This is a genomic window from Acidovorax facilis (genome assembly GCF_023913775.1).
In the GTDB taxonomy this organism is placed as follows: domain Bacteria; phylum Pseudomonadota; class Gammaproteobacteria; order Burkholderiales; family Burkholderiaceae_C; genus Acidovorax; species Acidovorax facilis.
In genome coordinates this window covers 91,515-113,529 of sequence record NZ_JAMXAX010000002.1, presented here as the reverse complement: position 1 = coordinate 113,529, position 22,015 = coordinate 91,515, and the positions used below count along the sequence as shown (strand labels likewise).

16 protein-coding genes are annotated in these 22,015 nt (G+C 65.7%); 9 read left to right on the top strand and 7 right to left on the bottom strand.

All coding sequences use genetic code 11. The features are described 5' to 3' along the window. Positions 1-133: 133 nt before the first annotated feature. On the bottom strand, positions 134-1,786 hold the full coding sequence (locus tag NFX52_RS01765) for a methyl-accepting chemotaxis protein (RefSeq protein WP_055397506.1): 1,653 nt from the start codon (positions 1,784-1,786) through the stop codon (positions 134-136). A 273-nt stretch (positions 1,787-2,059) separates the two neighbouring features. On the opposite strand from NFX52_RS01765, the gene NFX52_RS01760 reads away from it, so the two are divergent. The 6 genes from NFX52_RS01760 (at position 2,060) to NFX52_RS01735 (ending at position 7,595) form a co-directional block, all read left to right on the top strand. Then, positions 2,060-2,644: an RBBP9/YdeN family alpha/beta hydrolase gene (locus NFX52_RS01760; protein WP_055397504.1), complete on the top strand. Its 585-nt coding sequence runs from the start codon at positions 2,060-2,062 to the stop codon at positions 2,642-2,644. A 230-nt stretch (positions 2,645-2,874) separates the two neighbouring features. Continuing rightward, positions 2,875-3,873, top strand: a complete 999-nt coding sequence (locus NFX52_RS01755; protein WP_055397592.1) for a sulfate ABC transporter substrate-binding protein — start codon at positions 2,875-2,877, stop codon at positions 3,871-3,873. Positions 3,874-4,028: 155 nt separating this feature from the next. Continuing rightward, complete coding sequence (cysT, locus tag NFX52_RS01750) at positions 4,029-4,868, top strand: sulfate ABC transporter permease subunit CysT (protein ID WP_055397502.1); 840 nt, start codon at positions 4,029-4,031, stop codon at positions 4,866-4,868. Further along, entirely contained in the window at positions 4,865-5,773 is a 909-nt protein-coding gene (gene cysW / locus NFX52_RS01745; RefSeq protein WP_055397500.1) for a sulfate ABC transporter permease subunit CysW, read from the top strand. The genes cysT and cysW overlap by 4 nt, the downstream gene beginning before the upstream one ends. A gap of 13 nt (positions 5,774-5,786) precedes the next feature. Further along, complete coding sequence (locus NFX52_RS01740; protein WP_055397497.1) at positions 5,787-6,911, top strand: sulfate/molybdate ABC transporter ATP-binding protein; 1,125 nt, start codon at positions 5,787-5,789, stop codon at positions 6,909-6,911. 147 nt (positions 6,912-7,058) lie between these two features. Beyond that, complete coding sequence (locus NFX52_RS01735) at positions 7,059-7,595, top strand: disulfide bond formation protein B (RefSeq protein ID WP_199731376.1); 537 nt, start codon at positions 7,059-7,061, stop codon at positions 7,593-7,595. A 134-nt stretch (positions 7,596-7,729) separates the two neighbouring features. Here NFX52_RS01735 and NFX52_RS01730 read toward each other — a convergent pair whose 3' ends face one another. From NFX52_RS01730 to trhO, 3 genes are read right to left on the bottom strand one after another with little or no spacing between them, the layout of a single operon-like run. Beyond that, on the bottom strand, positions 7,730-8,938 hold the full coding sequence (locus tag NFX52_RS01730; RefSeq protein ID WP_055397495.1) for a GGDEF domain-containing protein: 1,209 nt from the start codon (positions 8,936-8,938) through the stop codon (positions 7,730-7,732). Position 8,939: 1 nt separating this feature from the next. After that, a complete protein-coding gene (locus NFX52_RS01725) occupies positions 8,940-9,602 on the bottom strand; it encodes a glutathione S-transferase (RefSeq protein WP_055397494.1) in 663 nt (220 codons plus the stop codon). 47 nt (positions 9,603-9,649) lie between these two features. After that, complete coding sequence (gene trhO, locus NFX52_RS01720; RefSeq protein WP_055397492.1) at positions 9,650-10,651, bottom strand: oxygen-dependent tRNA uridine(34) hydroxylase TrhO; 1,002 nt, start codon at positions 10,649-10,651, stop codon at positions 9,650-9,652. A 92-nt stretch (positions 10,652-10,743) separates the two neighbouring features. Between trhO and NFX52_RS01715 the strand changes: the two genes are divergently transcribed. Further along, a complete protein-coding gene (locus NFX52_RS01715; protein WP_055397490.1) occupies positions 10,744-12,375 on the top strand; it encodes an HD family phosphohydrolase in 1,632 nt (543 codons plus the stop codon). Between the two features lie 75 nt (positions 12,376-12,450). Here the strand turns inward: NFX52_RS01715 and NFX52_RS01710 are convergent, their stop codons facing one another. Continuing rightward, entirely contained in the window at positions 12,451-14,445 is a 1,995-nt protein-coding gene (locus NFX52_RS01710) for a sensor histidine kinase (RefSeq protein ID WP_055397488.1), read from the bottom strand. Continuing rightward, positions 14,432-15,148 carry a response regulator transcription factor gene (locus NFX52_RS01705; protein ID WP_055397486.1) on the bottom strand — a complete coding sequence of 239 codons (717 nt, stop codon included), beginning with the start codon at positions 15,146-15,148 and terminating at the stop codon, positions 14,432-14,434. The genes NFX52_RS01710 and NFX52_RS01705 overlap by 14 nt, the downstream gene beginning before the upstream one ends. A 167-nt stretch (positions 15,149-15,315) precedes the next feature. On the opposite strand from NFX52_RS01705, the gene NFX52_RS01700 reads away from it, so the two are divergent. Both NFX52_RS01700 and NFX52_RS01695 read left to right on the top strand, forming a co-directional pair. Then, entirely contained in the window at positions 15,316-18,183 is a 2,868-nt protein-coding gene (locus tag NFX52_RS01700; protein WP_055397484.1) for an IPTL-CTERM sorting domain-containing protein, read from the top strand. A 51-nt stretch (positions 18,184-18,234) separates the two neighbouring features. Further along, a complete protein-coding gene (locus tag NFX52_RS01695) occupies positions 18,235-21,027 on the top strand; it encodes an IPTL-CTERM sorting domain-containing protein (protein ID WP_055397482.1) in 2,793 nt (930 codons plus the stop codon). Positions 21,028-21,076: 49 nt separating this feature from the next. Here the strand turns inward: NFX52_RS01695 and NFX52_RS01690 are convergent, their stop codons facing one another. Further along, positions 21,077-21,946: a LysR family transcriptional regulator gene (locus tag NFX52_RS01690; RefSeq protein ID WP_055397480.1), complete on the bottom strand. Its 870-nt coding sequence runs from the start codon at positions 21,944-21,946 to the stop codon at positions 21,077-21,079. Between the last annotated feature and the right edge of the window lie 69 nt (positions 21,947-22,015).

Below are 22,015 nucleotides of genomic sequence, written 5' to 3'. Positions count from 1 at the left end.
TCAAAAAAGTGGTGGTGCTGTATGAAACGAACGGGGTGGGTCAATGGGGTTGAGAGGTGTCGAAAAAAATCAAAAATAGTTTTCAGCACCGCATCGCACCCAAGCTTGCGGGCCTACCGTTCGCACTGCGGTCTCAGTGTGCGAGGCGTCGCACGCTGGTGGTGGGCAGGGCATTGCCCCGGTGGCTCGCTGTGGCGCGCGTGCCCATGCCGGCTGCAGCGCTGCCGCTGACCTGGAACACGGCCACCAGCTCTGCCAGGCGCTGGGCCTGCTGGCGCAGGTTCTCGGCGGCTGCAGTGCTTTCGCCCACCAGTGCGCCGTTTTGCTGGGTCATCTGGTCCAGCTGGGTCACGGCCACGTTGACCTGCGATATGCCGTCACTCTGCTCGGCGGCGGCGGTGCTGATCTCGCTGATGATGCCGTTCACGCGCTGCACGCCTTGCACGATCTCGTTCATGGTCTCGCCCGCATTGGCTACGAGCTGGGTGCCTGAGCCCACCTTTTCGACGCTGGACTGGATCAGCGCCTTGATCTCCTTGGCGGCCTCGGCGCTGCGCTGCGCCAGGCTGCGCACCTCGGTGGCTACCACCGCAAAGCCACGCCCCTGCTCGCCCGCGCGGGCGGCCTCGACGGCGGCATTGAGCGCGAGGATGTTGGTCTGGAAGGCAATGCCGTCGATCACGCCGATGATGTCGGCGATCTTCTGGCTGCTGTGGTGGATGTCCTGCATGGTGCTCACCACCTGCTGCATCACCTCTCCGCCCTTGGTGGCGGTGCTGGCGGCGGTGGTGGCCAGTTGGTTGGCCTGGCGGGCCGAGTCGGCGCTTTGGCGCACGGTGGCGGTCAGCTCTTCCATGCTGGCGGCGGTTTGCTCCAGGCTGCTGGCGGCTTGTTCGGTGCGGTGGCCCAGGTTCTGGTTGCCACTGCTGATGTCGTCGCTGGTGGTGCGCAGCTGCGCAATGTTGTCGCGCACGGCCGAAACCAGTTCATGAAAGCGCTGTTGCATGTCGCGCACGGCCACCATCACGCTGCCGGTGTCGCCCGCCTTGACCTGCACGTGCGCCGTCAGGTTGCCTTGCTGGATGGCCTGCACCACGGCGCGCACTTCGCTGGGCTCTGCCCCCAGCTCGCGGCCAATGCTGCGCGATACCAGCACTGTCACCGCCACGCTGATCAGCACGGCCAGCAGGGTGATGGACAGCATCACGCCGGTGAATTGGCTGGCGTCCTGGTTGGCCGTCTGGCTGTTCTTGATGATGCGGCCTTCCTCGTAGTCGATGAGCTTGTTGGCGGCGGCCAGCCATTGCTCGTACTGCGGTTTGGCCTCGGCCCAGAGCAGGGCTTCGGCGCCCGCGCGGTCGCCAGCCTGTATCAGTGCAACCACCTTGCTGGTGGTGGCCACCGTGCGTGCTTCGATGTCCTTGAGCGCCTGCACCAGGGGGCCCACTTCGGGTGGGACCTCTTTTGCGGTTTTCAGCACGTTGTCGAGTTGCGTGGCGGACTGGGCATAGAAGTCGGCCAGCCGCGCGATGGATTCAATCTCTTTTTTGCGCGCCTCGTCGTTGGGCGCCAGCACCACATCCCGCACCGCGATGGAGCGGTCGTGGGCCGAACCCCGGAAGTTGATGGCAGCGCGCTGGATGACCGCGTTTTGCGTGGCATTGGCGCTCAATGCGCCATCGATGCCCCGTGCAATGAGCACGCTGTAGACCGACATTCCGAGCAAAGCCACGATGACCAGGCCGAAGCCCGCCATCAGGCGCTGGCTGATTTTCCATGTGTGCATTGAAGGTGCCTCTTGAAGATGTCTTGGGACGACGTTGCCCATACAAACCGCCAGGTGTCCCCGTTGGAGGGGCATGCCATGGCAACATGTTTGCATTTCGTTACATTGTACTGATTGGTTGCAAATTAAACCGTTTGGTTTAATTTATTTACTCGATAGTCAATGTTTGTTTGTTTGGGCAGGAACTGAGGCTTTTTTTAGATGTTTTGGCGATTAAATAACAAGAATTAAGTCGTTTGGGTTTTAAAGCGCGGCTCGCAGAATGCCGATGCTGTGACCTCTACCATCTCCATCATCATCGTCCCCGGCTGGCGCGACTCTGGCCCCGGACACTGGCAAAGCCTGTGGGCTGAGCGCCTGCCCAATGCGCGCCGCGTGGTGCAGGACGACTGGATCACGCCCACCCGGACGGCCTGGGTGGGGCAACTGGAAAAGACCGTGTTGGCCGCGCCGAACCCCGTGGTGATCGTGGCGCACAGCCTGGGCTGCATCGCTACCTCTCATATGGGCCCCGAGGCAGCGGCCCGCGTGTGTGGTGCGCTGCTGGTGGCCCCGGCCGACCCGGAGCGCCGCGCCATCCTGAGCGACTTTGCGCCCGTGCCCTATGCCGCGTTGCCCTATCGCAGCATCGTGGTGGCCAGCAGCAACGATCCGTTTTGCCCCATCCGCCTGGCGGGCGCCTATGCGCGGGCCTGGGGCAGCGAGTTTGTGCGTATGCAGAACGCCGGGCACATCAATATCGACTCCGGCCACGGGGAATGGCCTTTGGGCTGGGCATTGCTGCAGTCGCTGGAGGGGAATCACACGGTGCCATCGCAACCCGGTGCGCGGTCGATCATGTCGCCTGCTGCTGTCTGATTGCTATAAATTTAATAGCTTTTTGCGCTTGTCCAGAAAGCGCTGGTGCTCTTTTTTGCTTGAAATTCCGAGTCAGGGGCCGCTGCCGATGGATCAGGCAATGGCCCGACGCGATCCTCTGAAAAATCTATATTCGAAATTGCGATTAATTAACAAAAATATATTCTTTTGAGTTTTAAAGATGCCTCCGCACAATGCGGCATCTCCAGCATCTTTTGGGCGACATCACCATGACTTCCTTGAAACTCAAGACTCTTTTCGCCTCCCTGGCCCTGGCCGCCAGTGGCATGGCCGCCGCACAGAATTCGCTGCTCAACGTGTCGTACGACGTGGCCCGTGAGTTCTACAAGGACTACAACGCCGCCTTTGCCGCGCACTACAAGAAGACCACCGGCCAGGACGTGAAGATCGACCAGTCGCACGCAGGCTCCAGCGCCCAGGCGCGTGCCGTGAACGACGGCCTGGCCGCCGACGTGGTGACCATGAACACGACCACCGACGTGCAGTTCCTGGCCGACAGCGGTGTGGTGGCTAAGGACTGGGCCAAGAAATTCCCGCACGACGCATCGCCCACCACTTCGACCATGCTGTTCCTGGTGCGCAACGGCAACCCCAAGGGCATCAAGGACTGGGAAGACCTCATCAAGCCCGGTGTCCAGGTCATCGTGGTGAACCCCAAGACCGGTGGCAATGGCCGCTATGCCTACTTGGCCGCCTGGGGCGCCGTGCGCGAAAAGGGCGGCACCGAAGCACAGGCTGCCGAGTTCGTGGGCAAGCTCTACAAGAATGTGCCCGTGCTGGCCAAGGGTGGGCGTGACGCCACGGCCACCTTCCTGCAGCGCAACCAGGGCGATGTGCTGATCACCTTCGAATCCGAAGTGGTCTCCATCGACCGTGAATTCGGCGCGGGCAAGGTCGATGCGATTTACCCCTCGGTGAGTGTGGTGGCCGAGAACCCCGTGGCCGTGGTGGAGCGCACCGTGGCCAAGAAGGGTACGGCCCAGCTGGCCAAAGCCTACCTGGACTACCTGTATTCAGAGGAGGCGCAGGAGATCGCCGCCAAGCATGCCATCCGGCCCCGCTCGGAAAAGGTGCTCAAGAAGTACGAAGCCACCTTCAAGCCGCTCAAGCAGTTCACCGTGGCCAAGTATTTCGGCTCGCTGACCGAAGCGCAGAAGGTGCACTTCAACGACGGCGGACAGTTCGACAAGCTGTACAGCACTAAGTGAACATCCCCCTGAGGCGCTGTGCGCCTTCCCCCTTCTCTCGAATTGCTGCGCAATTCGGGAAGGGAGACGCCACCGGTGCTGCGGGGCGGCCCTTGCACGGTGGCCCTAGGCTGGGTCGCGCCAGTTTTGAGCGCTGCGTAAAAAAATAGCTTCCTATGACTAGAACTAAGAGCGCCAAGAGGGTGCTGCCAGGCTTCGGCCTGACGCTGGGCTACACGCTCTTTTATCTGAGCATCATCGTGCTGATCCCGCTGTCGGCACTGATTTTCAAGACCTTCACCCTCACCTGGGAGCAGTTCTGGGCGGCTATCAGCGCGCCGCGTGTGATGGCTTCGTACCGGCTGACCTTTGGCGCATCGTTTCTCGCGGCGCTGGTGAACCTGGTGTTTGGCCTGCTGATCGCCTGGGTGCTGGTGCGCTACAAGTTTCCGGGCAAGAAGATCGTGGACGCGCTGGTGGACCTGCCGTTTGCGCTGCCCACCGCTGTGGCCGGCATTTCGCTGACCGCACTGTTGGCAGGCAATGGTTGGGTGGGCAGCATTCTGGAGCCCATGGGTATCCAGCTCGCGTTCAAGCCCGCAGGCATCGTGATTGCGCTGATCTTCATCGGGCTGCCGTTTGTGGTGCGCACCGTGCAGCCCGTGCTGGAAGATGCCGAGAAGGAGCTGGAAGAAGCCGCCACCTGCCTGGGTGCCACGCGCCTGCAGACCTTTACCAAGGTCATCCTGCCCTCCATCACGCCCGCGCTGCTCACCGGCTTTGCCATGGCATTTGCGCGGGCGGTGGGGGAGTACGGTTCGGTCATCTTCATCGCAGGCAACATGCCCATGGTGTCGGAGATCACGCCCCTCATCATCATCGGCAAGCTGGAGCAGTACGACTACGCAGGCGCCACGGCCGTGGCCGTGGTGATGCTCGTGATCTCGTTCATCTTGCTCTTGGTCATCAACGCACTACAGGCATGGCAGCGCCGCCATGCGGGGGCTCCAGCATGAGCGGCAACAACTCCCGAACCATACGCCGCGCCCAAGCGGGCACGACCGAATCACCGTGGGTGCGCTACACCCTGATTGCTGTCGCGCTCGCCTTCATGCTGCTGTTCCTGGTGTTGCCGCTGGCCGCCGTGTTCGCCGAGGCGCTGCGCAAAGGCTTTGGCGCTTACCTGGAGGGTCTGCGTGAACCCGACGCCTGGTCAGCCATCAAGCTCACACTCATCACCGCGCTGATTGCGGTGCCGCTGAACCTGGTGTTTGGCGTGGCAGCGGCCTGGTGTATTGCCAAGTACGAGTTCAAGGGCAAGGCGTTCTTGACCACGTTGGTGGACCTGCCGTTCTCGGTGTCGCCCGTGGTGGCGGGCCTGATCTATGTGCTGATGTTCGGCGCACAGGGCTGGTTTGGCCCCTGGCTGCAGGCACACGACATCAAGATCATCTTTGCCGTGCCGGGCATCGTGCTGGCCACCGTGTTCGTGACCTTTCCGTTCATCGCTCGCGAGCTGATCCCGCTGATGCAGGCCCAGGGCAACGATGAGGAGCAGGCAGCCATCGTGCTGGGGGCCACCGGCTGGCAGACTTTCTGGTACGTGACGCTGCCCAACATCAAGTGGGGCCTGCTGTACGGCGTGATCCTGTGCAATGCGCGGGCCATGGGCGAGTTTGGCGCGGTATCCGTGGTGTCGGGCCACATCCGTGGGCAGACCAACACCATCCCGCTGCATGTCGAAATTCTCTACAACGAATACCAATCGGTGGCTGCGTTTGCCGCAGCCTCGCTGCTGGCTTTGTTGGCCCTGGTCACGCTGGTCATCAAGACGATTGCCGAACACCGCAACGAGCAGGCACTCAAGGCGGCCGCCGAATTGCCCCCCGAGCGGCCCGCACCCCTGCCGAACGCACGCTGAAGGAACAAACACCATGAGCATTGAAATCCGCAACGTCAGCAAACAGTTTGGCGACTTCCAGGCCCTGCGCGATGTGAGCCTGGACATTGCCTCGGGCGAACTCATAGCGCTGCTGGGCCCTTCGGGCTGCGGCAAGACCACGCTGCTGCGCATCATCGCGGGGCTGGAGACGGCCGATGTGGGCACCATCCACTTCAGCGGCGAAGACACGACCGACGTTCATGTGCGCGAGCGCAACGTGGGCTTTGTGTTCCAGCACTACGCACTGTTCCGCCACATGACGGTGTTCGAGAACGTGGCCTTCGGCCTGCGCGTGAAGCCCCGCAAAGAGCGACCGAGCGAGGCACAGATCAAGCAAAAGGTGACTGACCTGCTCAAGCTCGTGCAGCTCGACTGGTTGGCCGAGCGCTACCCCTCGCAGCTGTCCGGTGGCCAGCGCCAGCGCATCGCCCTGGCCCGTGCCCTGGCGGTGGAGCCCAAGGTGCTGCTGCTCGACGAACCCTTCGGCGCCCTGGACGCCAAGGTGCGCAAGGAACTGCGCCGCTGGCTGCGCCGCCTGCACGACGAACTGCATGTCACCTCGATCTTCGTGACCCATGACCAGGAAGAAGCGCTGGAAGTGGCCGACCGCGTGGTGGTGATCAACCAGGGCCGCATTGAGCAAAGCGGCTCGCCCCAGCAGGTATGGGACCAGCCAGCCAGTCCGTTTGTGTATGGCTTTTTGGGTGATGTGAACCTGTTCCACGGTCGCGCCCATGAAGGCCTGGTGCACCTGGACGGCATGCAGATCGACTCGCCCGAGCACAGCCAGGCGCAGAACGCCAAGGCCTTTGCCTACGTGCGCCCGCACGACCTGGATGTGGAGCGCTATTCGCCCGGTGCAGGGCTCGACGCCGAAGGCCGCCCGCGCGGCATCGTGGCCCAGCTCAGCCGCGCCATTGTGGTGGGCCCGATTGCAAGGCTGGAACTTATTCCCTCCGACGACCACAAACCAGCGGACAATGCGTCCCCAGAATCCTTGATTGAAGCGCAGATCCCTGCGCAGCAATTCAAGGAAATGGGTTTCAAAGAGGGCGAAACGCTGGTGGTCACACCACGCCGCGCCCGAGTGTTCTTGGATCACGCTGCTGGGATTTGACTCCCCCTGAGCCGCTTCGCGTCTTCCCCTGAGGGGGACGACGGCCTTTGCTGTGGGACGGCCCTTGCTGGCCGTCCGCGCGTTTGGGCTGTGACGGTTTCAGAGGCAATGCCCTGGGCGGTTACTGTTGGATGAGGGATAAGAATGATGGTGTTGAACTGGATCGATCAGGCCCCGCGCCGCGTGCTGGCGTTGATCAGTGTGGCCTGCGTGGCCATGCTGGCGTTTGGCATGTACCTGCAGCATGTGGTGGGCCTGGAGCCATGCCCCATGTGCATCGTGCAGCGCTATGCTCTCATTGGTGTAGCAATCTTCACAGGTCTGGCAAGCGCTAGGGGCTCAAAAGGCTGGTGGATGGGCTGGGGCGCGCTGGCCCTGATCGCATCCGGCTTCGGCGCCTTCGTGGCGGCCCGCCAGAGCTGGCTGCAGTGGTACCCACCCGAAGTCGCCACCTGCGGCCGCGACTTCTACGGCATGATCGAAAACTATCCCATCAGCCGCGCCATCCCCATGATCTTCCGGGGCTCCGGTGACTGCGCTGCGATTGACTGGACCTTCCTGGGCGGCTCGATAGCCAACTGGTCGTTTGTGTGTTTTGTGGGGTTTGCGGTGGTGCTGCTGGCGCTGTTGGTGCGCGGGTTCACCAGCGGCAATCGTCGGGGTTCCGGTTACTCGATGGCTTGATGCGCCGGGGTCGGCTCGCTTGTCGTAGCCCGTAACTTGCATCAGAAAAAAAGGCGCTCCTTGTGAGCGCCATTTTTTTTTGCGTTGGCATGGCAGGTCTTCACGCTGAGAACCCAGGTTTCGGGAGCATTCGATCAGGTGGTCGCAGAGGCGCCAGCGCCTGGCAATGGTGCGATATGAGCGAATGCATGGGCCTTCTCGATCCGGTTGCGCCCAGCTGCCTTGCCCTGGTAAAGCGCGACATCGGCAGCCCGCAGGGCCTTCTCCAAGGCGTGGCCGTTGGCGAACCGGGGTGACACACCAATGGTGACGGTGCAGTGCAGCGGTTTGTCGTGGCCGCTCACGTGAATGGCCTGTTCTTCGACCGCTGCGCGCAGTCGTTCTGCCAACTGCACGACGCCGACATCATCACTGTCGAGGCAGACAGCCACAAACTCTTCTCCTCCTATGCGGCCCGTCAGGTCGCCTCGGCGCACGGTGGTGCGCAGCACATCTGCAACATGGCGCAGCACGGTGTCGCCAGCCTGGTGTCCGTAGGTGTCGTTGATACGTTTGAAGTGGTCCACGTCCAGCAGCAGCAAGTAAGCGGGCGCGACGTTGTGGAGGTTGAAGTGTTGCTCCAGCGCTTCTGAAAGCCCCCGGCGATTGAGCAGTTGCGTCATGGGATCGCGCGCCGCCATCTGGCTCAGATCATCGGTCAGGCGCCGGAACACCAGCCAAATCATGAAGGGTGGCACCACCGTCGCCAGGGACGACATATAGATGTAGAACACCATCTGAAAGCTGCTGTCCATGTGCAGCACTTCCAGTCCGCCCTGGAGTAGCCTTATGAACTTGATTGCGTTCAGAATGCAGATGCCACTGATCAGGAGCGCGAAAAATGCCATTTCGCGGTACAGGTGCTTGGCGAATGTGCGAACACCATAGAGTGCCGCGAGCGTCATGACCAGGAACAGCAGCGCAGACATCCCGGACAGCATGGCGTAGCGGGCGACCGGCCCCAAGCTCCACTGAATCAGTGCCTGTGCGGTGGAGTAGGCGAGTACAAATGCCGCCAGCGGCCGCCACAGCGGCGCGGGAAATCCAAGGAACCGCATGACCCCGAGGCCATAGGTGATCGGGGCCGCCAGGGTGAGGGTGTGGTTAACCACGCTCATCATGCTCCAGGCCGGGCCGCCTTCCACCAACTGCAGTACATAGGCAAGCCCCAGCAGCAAGTTGCCCATGGCAAAAAAATCCATGCCCATCTTCTTGCCCTGCAAGCGCTTGCTGATGAGCAAAAACATCACCGCGAAGCACAGCAGGTGAGCACACAGCATGCCGACGAGAACAGACCCCACCATGTCAGCGTCCTTCGGAGTCTGGCCGTGCGGTGTCGGCCCCAGGCGCGAGCCTCTTTGCCGGACGCGCAAACAGCACGCCCTCTGTCCCATCCACCCATGCGGGTAGCTTGTGCATCACGCTGGCCAAAAGATCGCTGGCCTGCCACTGCGCCAGCCAGGCTTGCAGGCGGGGCCAGGGCTGTGCGGCCCACCAATCGGCATCAATGCCTGCAAACTGCCGTACAAAAGGCGCAATCGCCATATCGGCCAGGGCCGCATGGGTGCCGAACAGATAGGGCTGGTCCGGCCAGAGACGCGCCTCCAGCCCCCCCAGCCAGGCCACGGCGCGGGCGCGTTCTGCATTCGTGTCGGCATCGGGGTAGCGGCTGGGATATTTGCACCGGTCCAGCGCCTGCTTGAACGGGCCATCGCATTCGGCAATCAGCGCCAGCATGGCCTGCAGATTGCCGTGGCTGGGGATGAGCCAGCCCTCGGGGTCGTGCTGCGCCAGCGCCCACAGCATGATCTCCAGGCTCTGCTCCAGCACCTGGCCAGTCGGCAGCACCAGCACGGGCACAGTGCCCTTGGGGGAGGCGTGCAGCAGGCCCTGTGGCTTGTTGCGCAACACCACCTCGCGCAGTTCGCAGGCCTGGCCACTGACAGCCAGCGCCAGCCGGGCGCGCATGGCGTAGGGGCAGCGACGAAAGGAATAGAGGACGGGCAGGGCAGCGCTCACGCGGAGTCGTCCTCGCGATCATTTTTTTCGTCGCTGGAGCTGAATCGCGCTCGGTTGCCCGGTTGCCGCGCGCCGATATGCGCTTGCCCGCGCTGATCCGCCAGGTCCATCTGGCGTTGCCGCTCTGCCAGCGCGCGTTCCTGCTCGGGTGTGCGCGTGCCGTGGCAATACGGGCAGCTCACGCCGCGCACGTAATGCGGCGACTGCAGCTCGACCTCGCCCAGGGGCATGCGGCAAGAGCGGCACAGTTGGTGGTGCCCCGGAGCCAGGCCGTGGCCCACCGACACACGTTCGTCAAACACGAAGCAGTCGCCATGCCACAGGCTGTCTTCTTCGGGCACGGTTTCCAGGTATTTGAGGATGCCGCCTTCCAAGTGGTACACCTCGTCAAAGCCCTGCGATTTGAGGTAGGCGGTGGATTTCTCGCACCGTATGCCGCCCGTGCAGAACATGGCCACGCGCGGGTTACCCGCCAGCACGCCGCCGGGCTGCGACTGCTGCGCCACCCAGGCCGGGAACTCGGCAAAGCTCTTGGTGTGGGGGTTGATGGCGCGTTCAAACGTGCCGATACCCACTTCGTAGTCGTTGCGCGTGTCCACCACCACCACGCTGGGGTCGTCGATGAGTGCGTTCCATTTCTCGGGCTTCACATAGGTGCCCGCATTGCGAGCCGGGTTCAGGCCGGGCACGCCCAGGGTCACGATCTCGCGCTTGAGACGCACGCGCATGCGGTAGAACGGTTGGCGGTCGGTGGGGGCTTCTTTGTGCTGCAGGTTCGCAAAGCGGGCATCGCTGCGCAGCCAGGTGAGCACCGCCAGCACATCGGCGGGTGCGCCCGCAATGGTGCCGTTGATGCCCTCGGGCGCCAGCAGCAGCATGCCGCGCACGCCGCGCTCGTCGCACAGGGTCTGCAGGGGCGCGCGCAGTGTGGCGCAGTCGGGCAGATCGACAAACTGGTAAAGCGCAACAGTGAGAAAGCGGGGTGTGACCGAGTCCACGAAATGGGGGAGAGAGCGGAAAAGAAGGGGTGATGATAGCGGTCACTTTTCGTTACGATGCAGGCGTCTCCAACATGCGCCCAAGGTGTTTTATGGCCCAGGAACCCTCCCTCAACCTGTTTCGCCGCCTGGAGCAGCTCAACGGTATTGGGGCTGCGCTCTCCCGCGAGCGCAACATCGACCGCCTGCTGGAGAACATTCTGGAGGCTGCCAAGGCCATCACGGGCGCGGACGGCGGAACGCTCTACAGCGTGACGGAGGACGGGAAGTCGCTCAAGTTCGAGATACTGCGCACCGACTCGCTGGACATTCGCCTCGGTGGCACCACGGGCAAGCCCATTGATTTTCCGCACCTGCCGCTGCGCAACGCAGATGGCAGCCCCAACGATTCGCTGGTGGCCGCGTATGCCGCCATCCACGACCGCACGGTGAACATTGCCGATGCGTACAGCGCCGAGGGCTTTGATTTTTCAGGCACCCGCAGTTTCGATGCGCGCACGGGGTACCGCTCGCAGTCGTTTCTGACCGTGCCGATGAAGAACCACGACCATGAACTGATCGGCGTGCTGCAGCTCATCAACGCGCGACACTGGGAGACCGGCGAGGTCACCACATTCTCCGAGGCCGACCAGGGCCTGGCCGAGTCGCTGGCCTCGCAGGCTGCCATTGCCCTCACCAACCGCTTGCTCATCACGCAGCTGGAGCGCCTGTTCGAGTCGTTCGTGAACCTGATCAACCTGGCCATTGACGAAAAGTCGCCCTACACCGGTGGCCATTGCCAGCGGGTGCCCGCCCTTACCATGATGCTGGCCGAGGCGGTGAATGCCACCAACCAGGGGCCACTGGCGGGCTTTCGCATGAGTGACCGGGACCGCTACGAACTCAAGATGGCCGGCCTGCTGCACGACTGCGGCAAGATCACCACGCCCGTGCACGTGGTGGACAAGGCCACCAAGCTGCAGACCCTGTACGACCGCATTGGGCTGGTGGACACGCGGTTTGAAGTCTTGAAGCGCGATGCCGAGCTGGCCGCACTGCGCCGCCAGCTGGCGCTGCGCCCGGTGGTGGATGCGCGTGCCGAGGGGCAGGAGCTGCAAGCCCTGCAGCACGAAATCCACGCACTGGAAGAAGACCGCGAGTTTCTGCGCCGCTGCAATACCGGCACCGAGGCCATGCGCCCCGAGGACCAGCAGCGCGTGCGCGACATTGCCGCCATGCGGCACTGGCGCAACCCGCAGGGGGTGCAGACAAGCTTCCTTACGGCCGAGGAGGTGGAGAACCTCACCATCCGATCCGGCACCCTGAACCAGGCCGAGCGCGACACCATCAATTACCACATCGTTGCCACCATTAAGATGCTGGAGACGCTGCCCTGGCCACGGCACCTCAAGAACGTGCCGGAGTATGCGGGCGGCCACCACGAGCGCATGGACGGCAAGGGTTACCCGCGCGGCCTTACGCGTGACCAGATGTCGCTGCAGGCCCGCATGATGGGCATAGCCGACATCTTCGAGGCGCTGACAGCGGCTGATCGGCCCTACAAGAGTGGTATGACCTTGTCAGAGGCGATAGCCATCATGTGCAGGATGCGCGACAACGGGCACATCGACCCGGACCTGTTCGAGGTGTTTGTGCGCGAGGGGGTGTACCTGCGCTACGCGCGGGACTTTCTGGAGCCCGGGCAGATGGACGTGGTGGACATCGCGGCGCTCGGCTTCTCCTGACTGAAATGCTTCTGAGTGGATCGCTGCCAAGCCCAGTGCACTGGCCACTGACCGGGTTCGCAGGGTCGAGATGCCTCATGGCTTGTGCAGCGGCAGCCACAGCGTGAAGCGCGAACCGCAGTCCTCCCCCAGCGCCCCCCAGGTGTCCCACGAACACTGCGCGCCCAGCGCCAGTGCGCGGCTGCGCACGTTGGCCAGGCCCCTGCGCGCGGGCGGTAGCGCATCGGGTGGGGGCGCGGTGAAGGGGGTGCCGTTGTCCTGCACGCACACCTGCACGCCGGGCACACCTCCGCGCACCGATTCAGCGGTGCCGAGCGTGATCTCCATCGCGCCGCTGTGCTTGAGGATGTTGGTCAGCACCTCCTGCAGGATGCGCAGCACATGCAGCGCGCTCTGCGAATCGAGCCAGGGCAGGGGCGGCACATCGTCCACCTGCCAGCGCAACGCCAGGCCAGCGCCCTCTAGACGGGGGCCCAGCCGGAAGCGCAGGCGCGCAAGCAGGGCCAGCAGGTCGGCGTCCACAGGCTCCAGCGAGTCGATGGACAGCTTCAGGTCGTCGATGCACTCGCGCAGCACCGGCGCCACGTCCAGGCGCGCGGCGGGCTCGTTCTCCACCAGCCGCAGCGCGCTCATCAGTGACGAGCCCACGCCGTCGTGCATCTCGCGCATCAGGCGCTGGCGCTCTTGGAGCAGCGTCTGTTCGCGCTCGGCGGCGCGCAGCCGCTCGTGGGTTTCGCGCAGTTGCTGTTCTTGCGCGGCCAGGCGCTCGGCCTGCACGGCATTGGCCAGCTCGGCCGCGCCCAGCGCGCGCTGGTAGCGCGTGAAGGCCACCCACAGGAACATGGTGAGCACGCCCATGTAGGCATAGGGGGTGAGGTAAATGTGCTCGATGCTGATGAGATACCGCTGCATCGCCAGGTCATGGAACGCCATCGGAAACGACAGCGCCACGGCGCCGCACAGTAGAACGTTGGCCCCCGTGCGGTGCGTCCACGCGCCGCGCGCCGCCACATACAGCACCACCACCCCCGGCGGGAACAGCGCCAGGCGCAGCAGCGGAAGCATCGCCTCGTGCCTGAGCCCCCACAACGGCAGCGCTGCAGCCGCCACCAGCCAGCAGTAGGCCATCAGCGCCCGTGCCAGCCGGGGCCTGTGCCAGCCCTGCATCTGCCGCAGCAGCAAGAAGGAACACACCGAGGAGCCCAGTGACCCCACCAGCGTGAGCCAGGAGAACCAGGCGTCGGGCACGGCCAGGCCTTCCTCGTCCACCAGATAGAACAGCGTCGCCAGCAGGTGCGCCACCGACAACAGGAAGAACAGCAAGTAGCCTGCTTCCTCGCGCCCCTCGCCATGGCCCCGCGCCCGCCGCATCAGCCACACCATCAGCGCCAGCACGCCCAGCACCAGGTAGGCGCCCCGCAGGTAGGTCACCAGGCCGGTCTGCAGCAGCTCGCGCAGCCGCCAGGCTGGCCGCAGCGCCTCAGCCGGTCCGGCCCACACCGAGGACAGCGCCCCGCCCACGCCCGGCAGGCTGGCCATGCGCACGTGCAGCTGCGGCGCTGCACCCGCTTGGTCTAGGCACTTCAGATCCAGCCATACCGGGCGGTTGAAGCCGTTCCACACGCGGCTGCCGCGCGTCTGCCATGCAAGGCGTCCGTTGGCATACACGGCCACCGTGCCCACCGTCTGCCAGCGCGGGATGTACAGGCGCATACCCTGCGGAGTGCCGTGCGGCAGCGCGTTGGCGGGCACGCGCAGGCGGTACCACTGCACTTCGGGCGGCGCGCTGGCCTGCTCGGCGCTGGACGCGGTGCTGCGCGGGCGAGCATGTGGCAGGGCCACGGCGGCCCAGGGCGTCGCGGCGTCCAGCACCGCATCGCCGGATGCGTGCAGCGAAGGCGGTGGCGCCCAGTCGCCGCTGGGCGAAGACCAGGTCTCGGCCTGCAACAGGTGCACGGCCTCTGCGGCGTGCGTGCACGGCACCAGCATCATCACCAGCAGCAGCACCAACGGCATTGCCAGCAGCCGCCAACGCCGCAGCACCCGGCGCGCCGCCTCAGTCGGCCGCATGGATCCAGCCCTGGCGCGCTGCGGCGCTCACGGCCTCGGCCTGCGTGGTGACCTGCAGCTTGGCATATACGCGTCGCACAAAGGTGCGCACGGTGTGGCGCGAGACGCCCATTGCGCGGGCGACCTCGTCCAGCGTATGGCCGCGCGCCACCAGGCGCAGCAGTTCGGCCTCGCGCGCGGACGGGGGTGCGCTTGCGCCCAGGCCTGCGCCCGGCGGCGGGGGCGGCGCTGCCGCCAGCGCGGGCTGCGTCTGGCGCAGCAGCAACAGCTTGCGCGCCACCATGGGGTTGATGGGGCTGCCGCCTGCGTGCAGGCTGCGCACTTCGTCCACCACGGCGGTGGCGGGCAAGTCTTTGAGCAAATAGCCCATGGCACCGGCGGCGATGGCATCCAGCACGTGCACCTCGTCGCCGAAGATGGTGCTGACCATGGCCGCCGCCTGCGGCCAGCGTGCCCGCAGCGCGGCCAGCACGTCCAGCCCGCTGCCGTCGGGCAGGCCCAGGTCGAGCAGCAGCACGTCCAGCGGCGCGGCGTCGTCCTGCGCCAGCGCGGCCATGGCCTCGGTGCGGCTGGCGGCCGTCCACGCCAGGCGCATGTCGCTGGCGCCTTGCAGCGCGTGGGCCAGGGCGGTGCGGCAGGCGGCGTCGTCCTCGACCACGGCGACGCGAACGGGGGTGGAGGCAATGGAAGAAGGCGGTGGCATGCACCGATGCTGCCACAGCCGCTGGGCACGGGCATGTCGCCCAAAAGGGGGACATACGAAACCGCCCCCTGTCCCTAGCATCCGGGTCACGCGCTGGCTTTGCTGGCTTTTTGCTATTGAAGTTATAGCTGTCAGCGCTTGATCAGAAAGCGCTAGAGGCTAAAAATATGCTCAAAAATGTCCTTCACACCCCGCTCATGCACCGGGCCTGGTTGCGCGCGCGCAGCGCGGTGGCGCTGGGCGCGCTGGCCATGGTGCTGCTGCTGCAGGCCTGCAGCGTGGCCCAGCCGTCGTGGATCGAGGCGCCCCTGGTGGCCGACGGAAGCACCACCGGCGCGGGCTATGCGCCCCACGGCACCAGCCTGCCAGTGAGCGAGGGGGCCAGCGCGCAGTTGAAGTTCTCTTATGCCACCTTGCCAGACGGTGCGCTGACCAAGTTGAATGTGGACACCGACAACACGGTTGCCACCGTAGGCCATGACAGCTATACGCTCGACGCCGGCAAGGTGGTGCGCGCACGGCTGGTGCTGTATGTCGACAAGGTGACCACCTCGGGCTACATCGCCATCTTCGGTGCCTACCAGGCCGGGGGCGCAGACTGCTTTGCGCACGAGGGCACGGCTCCCGCCTGCGACCTGCAACTGGCCAGCGCCGTCGGTGGGCGCGCCACCGATGCGGACCGGCCGACGCAGCCCTTGCGCATTACCGAGCGCGGCTTCTACAGCTTCGACGTGACCGAGCTCGTCAAGCACCGGCTGGCGCAGGGTGTGGAATCGATGCTGCGCGTGGAAGCCGCGCAGGACACCGATGGTTCCTACGGCAGCTTCGAGTTCGCCAGCCGCGAGCAGCCGGTGGGCCAGGCGCGCGTGCTGCACCAGGCGCAATTGCTGATCACGCTGGAGGGTCTGGCGGGCATCAGCAGCAGACCCTATGCCTCCACCAGCGTGCGTCAGTCGTCCACCGACCCGACCGTCGCCGCGCAGGACTTCCGGCAGGACGAAAACCTGTGGCTTGGCGGCGCGGCAGGGGACCGCGCCTATGCACTGTTGCAGCCGCAGCCGCTCGAAGTCGGCTTTCCGCTGCGCCAGGTGCTGTTCAGTACGGGTTCGATGGCAGGCAAGCAGTCGCTGGTCATGCATGTGAACGGGCCGGTGCTGGACCAGACCACGCCGCAGCCGCAGCCGCAGGTGCAGGTCTACGGGCGACGCAGGTTCAACGTGAGCGGTCAGGTGGTGCGATCGTGGAACGACGGCTGGGCGGAGCCGCCGGGCGCGGACCTCATCGCCACGGCGGCACTGGACCGCAGCGCGCCTCGCCAGACTGTGGTCGCCGATACCACCGATCGCTATATCGACACGCTGGCCAGCGCGTACAACGGCAACCGCAACCAGGACTTTGCGGCGGCTGTCACCACCAACGTGCAATCGCCGATAACGCTGGACAGCAGCCGCAACACCCGCACCGGGCATGCGCCGCGTTTCATCACCGTCATCAAACCTGAGAAGGACGTGTGGCGGTCACCCTTCGACTTCGACAAGGACGACAGCACACATGCATTGAGCCTGTGCCTGCAGTACACGGGCAGCGCGGGCACGTGCCACAGCGCGCTGTCGCTGCGCGCCCGCCTCGGGCAGCCGTTCACCAGCTCGGGCCGTGTCATTGTCATCGGGCTCTGGGCCGACACCGCAGCGGGCGGCCATGTACCCTATGCGGCAGACATCGACCTTGCTCTGCCCCAAAGCGGCGCCAGCGCCCAAGTGCCCGCCGACCTGGGCCCCCAGAGCCTGTCGGGCGACATGGCCAGCTACATTGGCTACGGCATTCACGAAGCCAGGGCCAACCGCGTGGTGGGCACGTACCGCGGCATCGTGAGCATGGCGGGGCACAACCTGCGCACCGCCATCGACTTCGAGAACCTGCCGCTGCCCTTGCCGTCGCTGAGCGGTCCGGCCCGTGTGGAGACGGCGCCTGGCACCACCGTGGTGGCGGTCGGTGCCGGTGCGCCGCAGCCCTTCGTGCTGGCCGTGGCCGACCCGGTGGGCCAGAACATCGACGACACCACGCGCTGGATCATCACCAGCAGCAACCCCGCCGACACCTTACCCAGCGAGATTCAGCAAAGCGAAGGCAGTGTGGCGTTCGCCGTCACGTTCTCGGGTTTGGGCGCGCGCACGCTCACCGTCACTAGCAAGGGCGACGCCAGCGTCACTGCGACGTTTGCCGTCAACGTGCTACAGGGCGCGCGACAGGGCCAGTCCATCAGCTTCACCACATCACCTCCGGCCTTCGCCAAGGTGGGCGGAACATATCTTGCGGCGGCCACGGGCGGCGGCTCGGGCCTGCCGGTCATCTACAGCCTCGACACGGCCGGCTCCACGCTGGGCGCCTGCACGGTAGCGGCAAACGGCGCGGTGGTGTTTACCGGCGCCGGCACCTGCTCCATCCAAGCCGATCAAGCAGGCAATGCGGCTTACTCTGCTGCCGCTCAAGTGCGGCAGAGCTTTACTGTCGGCTCCGCGAGCTTCAGCGGGCCCACGGTGCCCTCGGGCGGCGGGGGCAGCTCAGGACCGGCCAGCGCCAGCCTGTCAGGCGGTGGCGCTACCTGCCAGTTCGACGCGTCGGCCACCCGCTACACGGCCGCGAACGCAGCCCCTCCAGGGCAGGGCGCACCCCAAGGCATGTTCGAATTCCGGCTTGTGGGCTGCACCCCCGGTGCTACCGTCACCATCACCACCCACTGGCCCCAAGCCGTCAGTGCGTTCGCGAAGTACGGCAAGGCCTCCGGCCAGGCTGCCAGCGCCAGCTTCTTCGCGCCCTCCAACCTGGTCATCAGCGGCAGCACCGTGCGCTTTGACGTGACCGACGGCCAGCTGGGCGACGACGACTGGACGGCGAACGGCGTGATCCTGGACCCGGTCATGCCGTTGGCGGCCGCGCCCGGTGCCGCGCAGGCCATCCCCACGCTGGGTGAATGGGGCCTGCTGCTGCTCACGCTGCTGGTGGGCGCACTGGCGTGGCGCATGGCCAGATTTTGAGACAGATTGCCTTCCATCGCCTAGTCAGTCAACACAGTGTGCTATCAAATAATGATCAAAAACGTACTGATTCTATCGATGCGGCTGGGCCTGGCTGCGATGGTGCTGTCTGCGGTGCCGCTAGCCTGGGCAGCCACCTGGCAGGTGAACCGCGTGGACGACCCCGCCAGCGGCAGCGCGGCCCGCTGCGCGCCCGGCAATGCGCATACATGCAGCCTGCGCGATGCGATCGCGGCCGCGCAGCATGGCGACACCGTAGCGTTCGACGGCGCGGTGTTTGCGGCGCCGCAGGTGCTGGCGGTGGGCAGGCCGCTGGTCATTGCCCGCGCCATCACGCTGCGCGGCCCCGGCGCCAGCCTGCTCACCCTCGACGGCCAGAACGCGGTGCACCTGCTGGAGGTGAATGCTGGCACGGCCAGCGCGGGGGTGCCAGTGAGCGGACCGGTGCATATCAGCGGACTGGCGTTCGCCAACGGCACGACGGCGGTGGACGGTGGCGTAAACATGAACGGAAACTCCGGCTCGGTGGGCGGTATCGCCAATTGGGGCACGCTCACGCTGGACGACGTGAAGGTCACGGGCATGTGGGCGGGCAACGTAGGCGCGGGCATCGGCAACGGGCCCGCGGGCAGGCTCACGATCGTGCGCAGCGAGGTCAGCGGCAATTCCACCGGCTGGCGCGGCGGCGGTATCTACAACTCACCCAACGGCGTGATCACCATCGACCGCAGCACCATCGCCAACAACACGGTGCGTGAAGGCGAATTTGGGCACAGCGGGGGTGGTGTGGCGTCGTATGGTGCGCTCACCATCGACCGCAGCACCCTCTCCGGCAACCAGGTGTTCTCGTCCGCATGCCATGGCAACGTGTGCGGCGGCGGCGGCATCGCGGCATCGGCGCTGACGATCAGCAACAGCACCATCTCGGGCAACCGCGCCCACAGCACCGTGGGCGGGGACGGCGGGGGCATCGCTCTGGCCGTCTTCAACGGGACGATCACCGTGCGCAACTGCACGTTCGCGGGCAACCGCAGCGGCGCCAAAGGCGGCGCATTCCGCTCGTCGGACGACTTCAGCATCAGCAACAGCACCTTCACCGGCAACACCAGCGATGGCGATGGCGGCGCCATCAGCGTAGGCTGGATCGGCGGCGCGAGCGTGGCGCGCATCGACAACAGCACCATCGTGAACAACGTGGCAGGGGGCTTGGGTGGCGGCATCCACATCCCATCCTCGGGCAGCACAGTGCCGATCGTGCAGTTGTTCAATTCCATCGTGTCCGGCAACGCCATCCAGAGTTACCTGACGGACGTCTATGGCAGCGACGTGGCGGATGACGACCTGGCCGTCGACCACTGGAACGTGATCGGCGCCCCAGCCTCAGGCGTGGGTGGCCTCTACCTGCAACCGCTGGGCGACTATGGTGGCCCCACGCAGACCATGCCGCCGGGAGGCCTCGCCAGCAGAGCCTGGGCCGCCTCCCGCTATGCCGCAGGCGAGCCCGCCACCGACCAGCGCGGCGTGGCCCGGCCCGCCACGGTGGGCGCGGTCGTCGACGCCGGGGCGGTGCAGTTCAGCACGACGCTGCCATCCATCACCGAGCTGGACCCCGCCAAGGGGCCGCCCGCTGGGGGCTACGCGGTCACCGTCAGGGGCTTCAACCTGTCGGGCGGCACGCTGAACTTTGACGGGACGCCAGTCAGCGCCACGGGCTCGATCACCCATGCGGACGGTTCGATGAGCCTGACCGCAGCCGCGCCGCCCGGCACGGCGGGCAGCACCGTGCGCGTGCGCTACACCGTGGGGGCAAACGCCAGCCCCGACGTGCCGGAAGACGACTTCACCTACACGTCGCAGGCCATTAGCTTCACCACCATGCCGCCGAGCCCCGCAGTCGCGGGCAGCACTTACACCGTGGCGGCCACGGGCGGCGCGTCGGGCAACGCGGTGGTGTTCAGCACGGTGGGCCCTTGCACGGTGGCCGGCCAGGTGGTCAGCTTCAACGGCGCAGGCACCTGCACCATCTACGCCGACCAGGCGGGCGATGCGGTTTATCCCGCCGCGCCCCGCGTGTCGCAAAGCACAGCGGTGGTGCAGGCCGGCCAGGTGATCGCCTTCACCACCACGCCGCCCAGCCCCGCAGTGGCGGGCAGAACCTACACCGTGGCGGCCACGGGCGGCGCGTCCGGCAACCCCGTGGTGTTCACCACTACGGGCGCTTGCACGGTGGCGGGCCAGGTGGTCAGCTTCAACGGCGCGGGTACTTGCACCATCTACGCCGACCAGGCAGGCAACGCCCACTACGCTGCCGCCGCGCGGCAGCAGCAAGCGTTTGCCATCGTGGCACTGCTCAAAACGTTCACTGGCACCACCTTGCCCGCCAGCGGCGCGGGCGGCCCGGCCAGCGCCAGAATTGGCAACGATGGCGGGGCGCTGTGCCAGTTCGATCCAGCCGCCACGGCCTTCGAGGCCGCCACGCCGCCTCCTGGCCGGGTGGCGCCGCAGGGCGCGTTCCGCTTCAGGCTGATCGGCTGCGACGCGGGTGCCACGGTGCGCGTGACCACCACCTGGCCGCAGCCGGTGGCGGACTTCGTCAAGCGCACCGGCAGCGGCCAGTTCATCGTGCCTGCGAGCGCGGGCCTGGGCAGCACCACCGTGGGCTTTGACGTGACCGATAACCAGCCTGGCGACGACGATGCTGCGCCCGGCGTGATCGCCGACCCGGTGATGCCGCTGGCCGCCGCCGCCCTGCAAGCGATCCCCGCGCTGTCCCCCTGGGCCCTGCTGCTGCTGGGAGTGATGGCCGGGGCGCTGGGCATGGTGGCGCAGCGGCGCAGGGCTTGATTGCTCCTCAATTAATAGCTGTTAACGCTTATGGGTAAAGCGATGAAGCCTATTTTTGTTTAGTTTTCTGAGCTGTGGCGAGCCAGCCGTGAAAGGCGTGCATGGCCGCCGTCACGGGCCGGGATTGCAGCCGTGTGAGCCAGTAGGCGCCCCGGCGCAGTTCCAGCGCGAACGGTCGCACCAGGCGGCCCTGGCGCAGTTCGCGTTCGAACATGCACGCCGGGAGCAGCGCGGCGCCCGCGCCCTGGGCCGCCGCTTCGGCCAGGGTGAGCGACGAGTCGAACACCGCGCCGCGCACAACGGGGCAGGGCACGCCGGCCGCCTCGAACCAGGCGGACCATTCGTCGGTGCGGTAGCTTCGCAGCAGGGGCTGGCGCGCCAGGTCTGATGGCACCCGCAGGCTGTTGGCCAGGGCCGGGGTGCACATTACAGACATGGGCGCGTCCATGATGCGTTCGGCATGTGTGCCGTGCCAGGCGCCGTCACCAAAGCGGATCGCATAGTCCAGCCCTTCGCCCGCCATGTCCACTCGGTTGTTGTGCGTGAGCAGGCGCAGGTCCACAAACGGGCAGGCCTGCTGAAAGTCGCGCAGTCGGGGCAGCAGCCAGCCCACGGCAAAGGTGCCCACGGCGCCCACGGTCAGCACCTCGCGTGGGCGGGTGTCGCCCAGTTTTTCCAGGGCGCGCGCCAGGTTGGAGAACGATTCCGTCACCACCGGCAGCAGCGCCTGGCCTTCGTCCGTCAACGCCAGGCCACGCGGCAGGCGGCGAAACAGTGGCTTGCCCAGGCGCTCTTCGAGCTTGCGGATGTGCTGGCTGACCGCTGTCTGCGTGACGTGCAACTCCTGGGCCGCCCGCGTCAGGTTGAGGTGGCGCGCCGAGGCTTCGAACGCGCGCAAGGCATTGAGCGGGAGATGCATAAGTTTTTCTAGGGGCTGGCGGCAATTATTGTCGATGGTGCTTTGGGCTCAAGCTCTTTATCGTTCAGG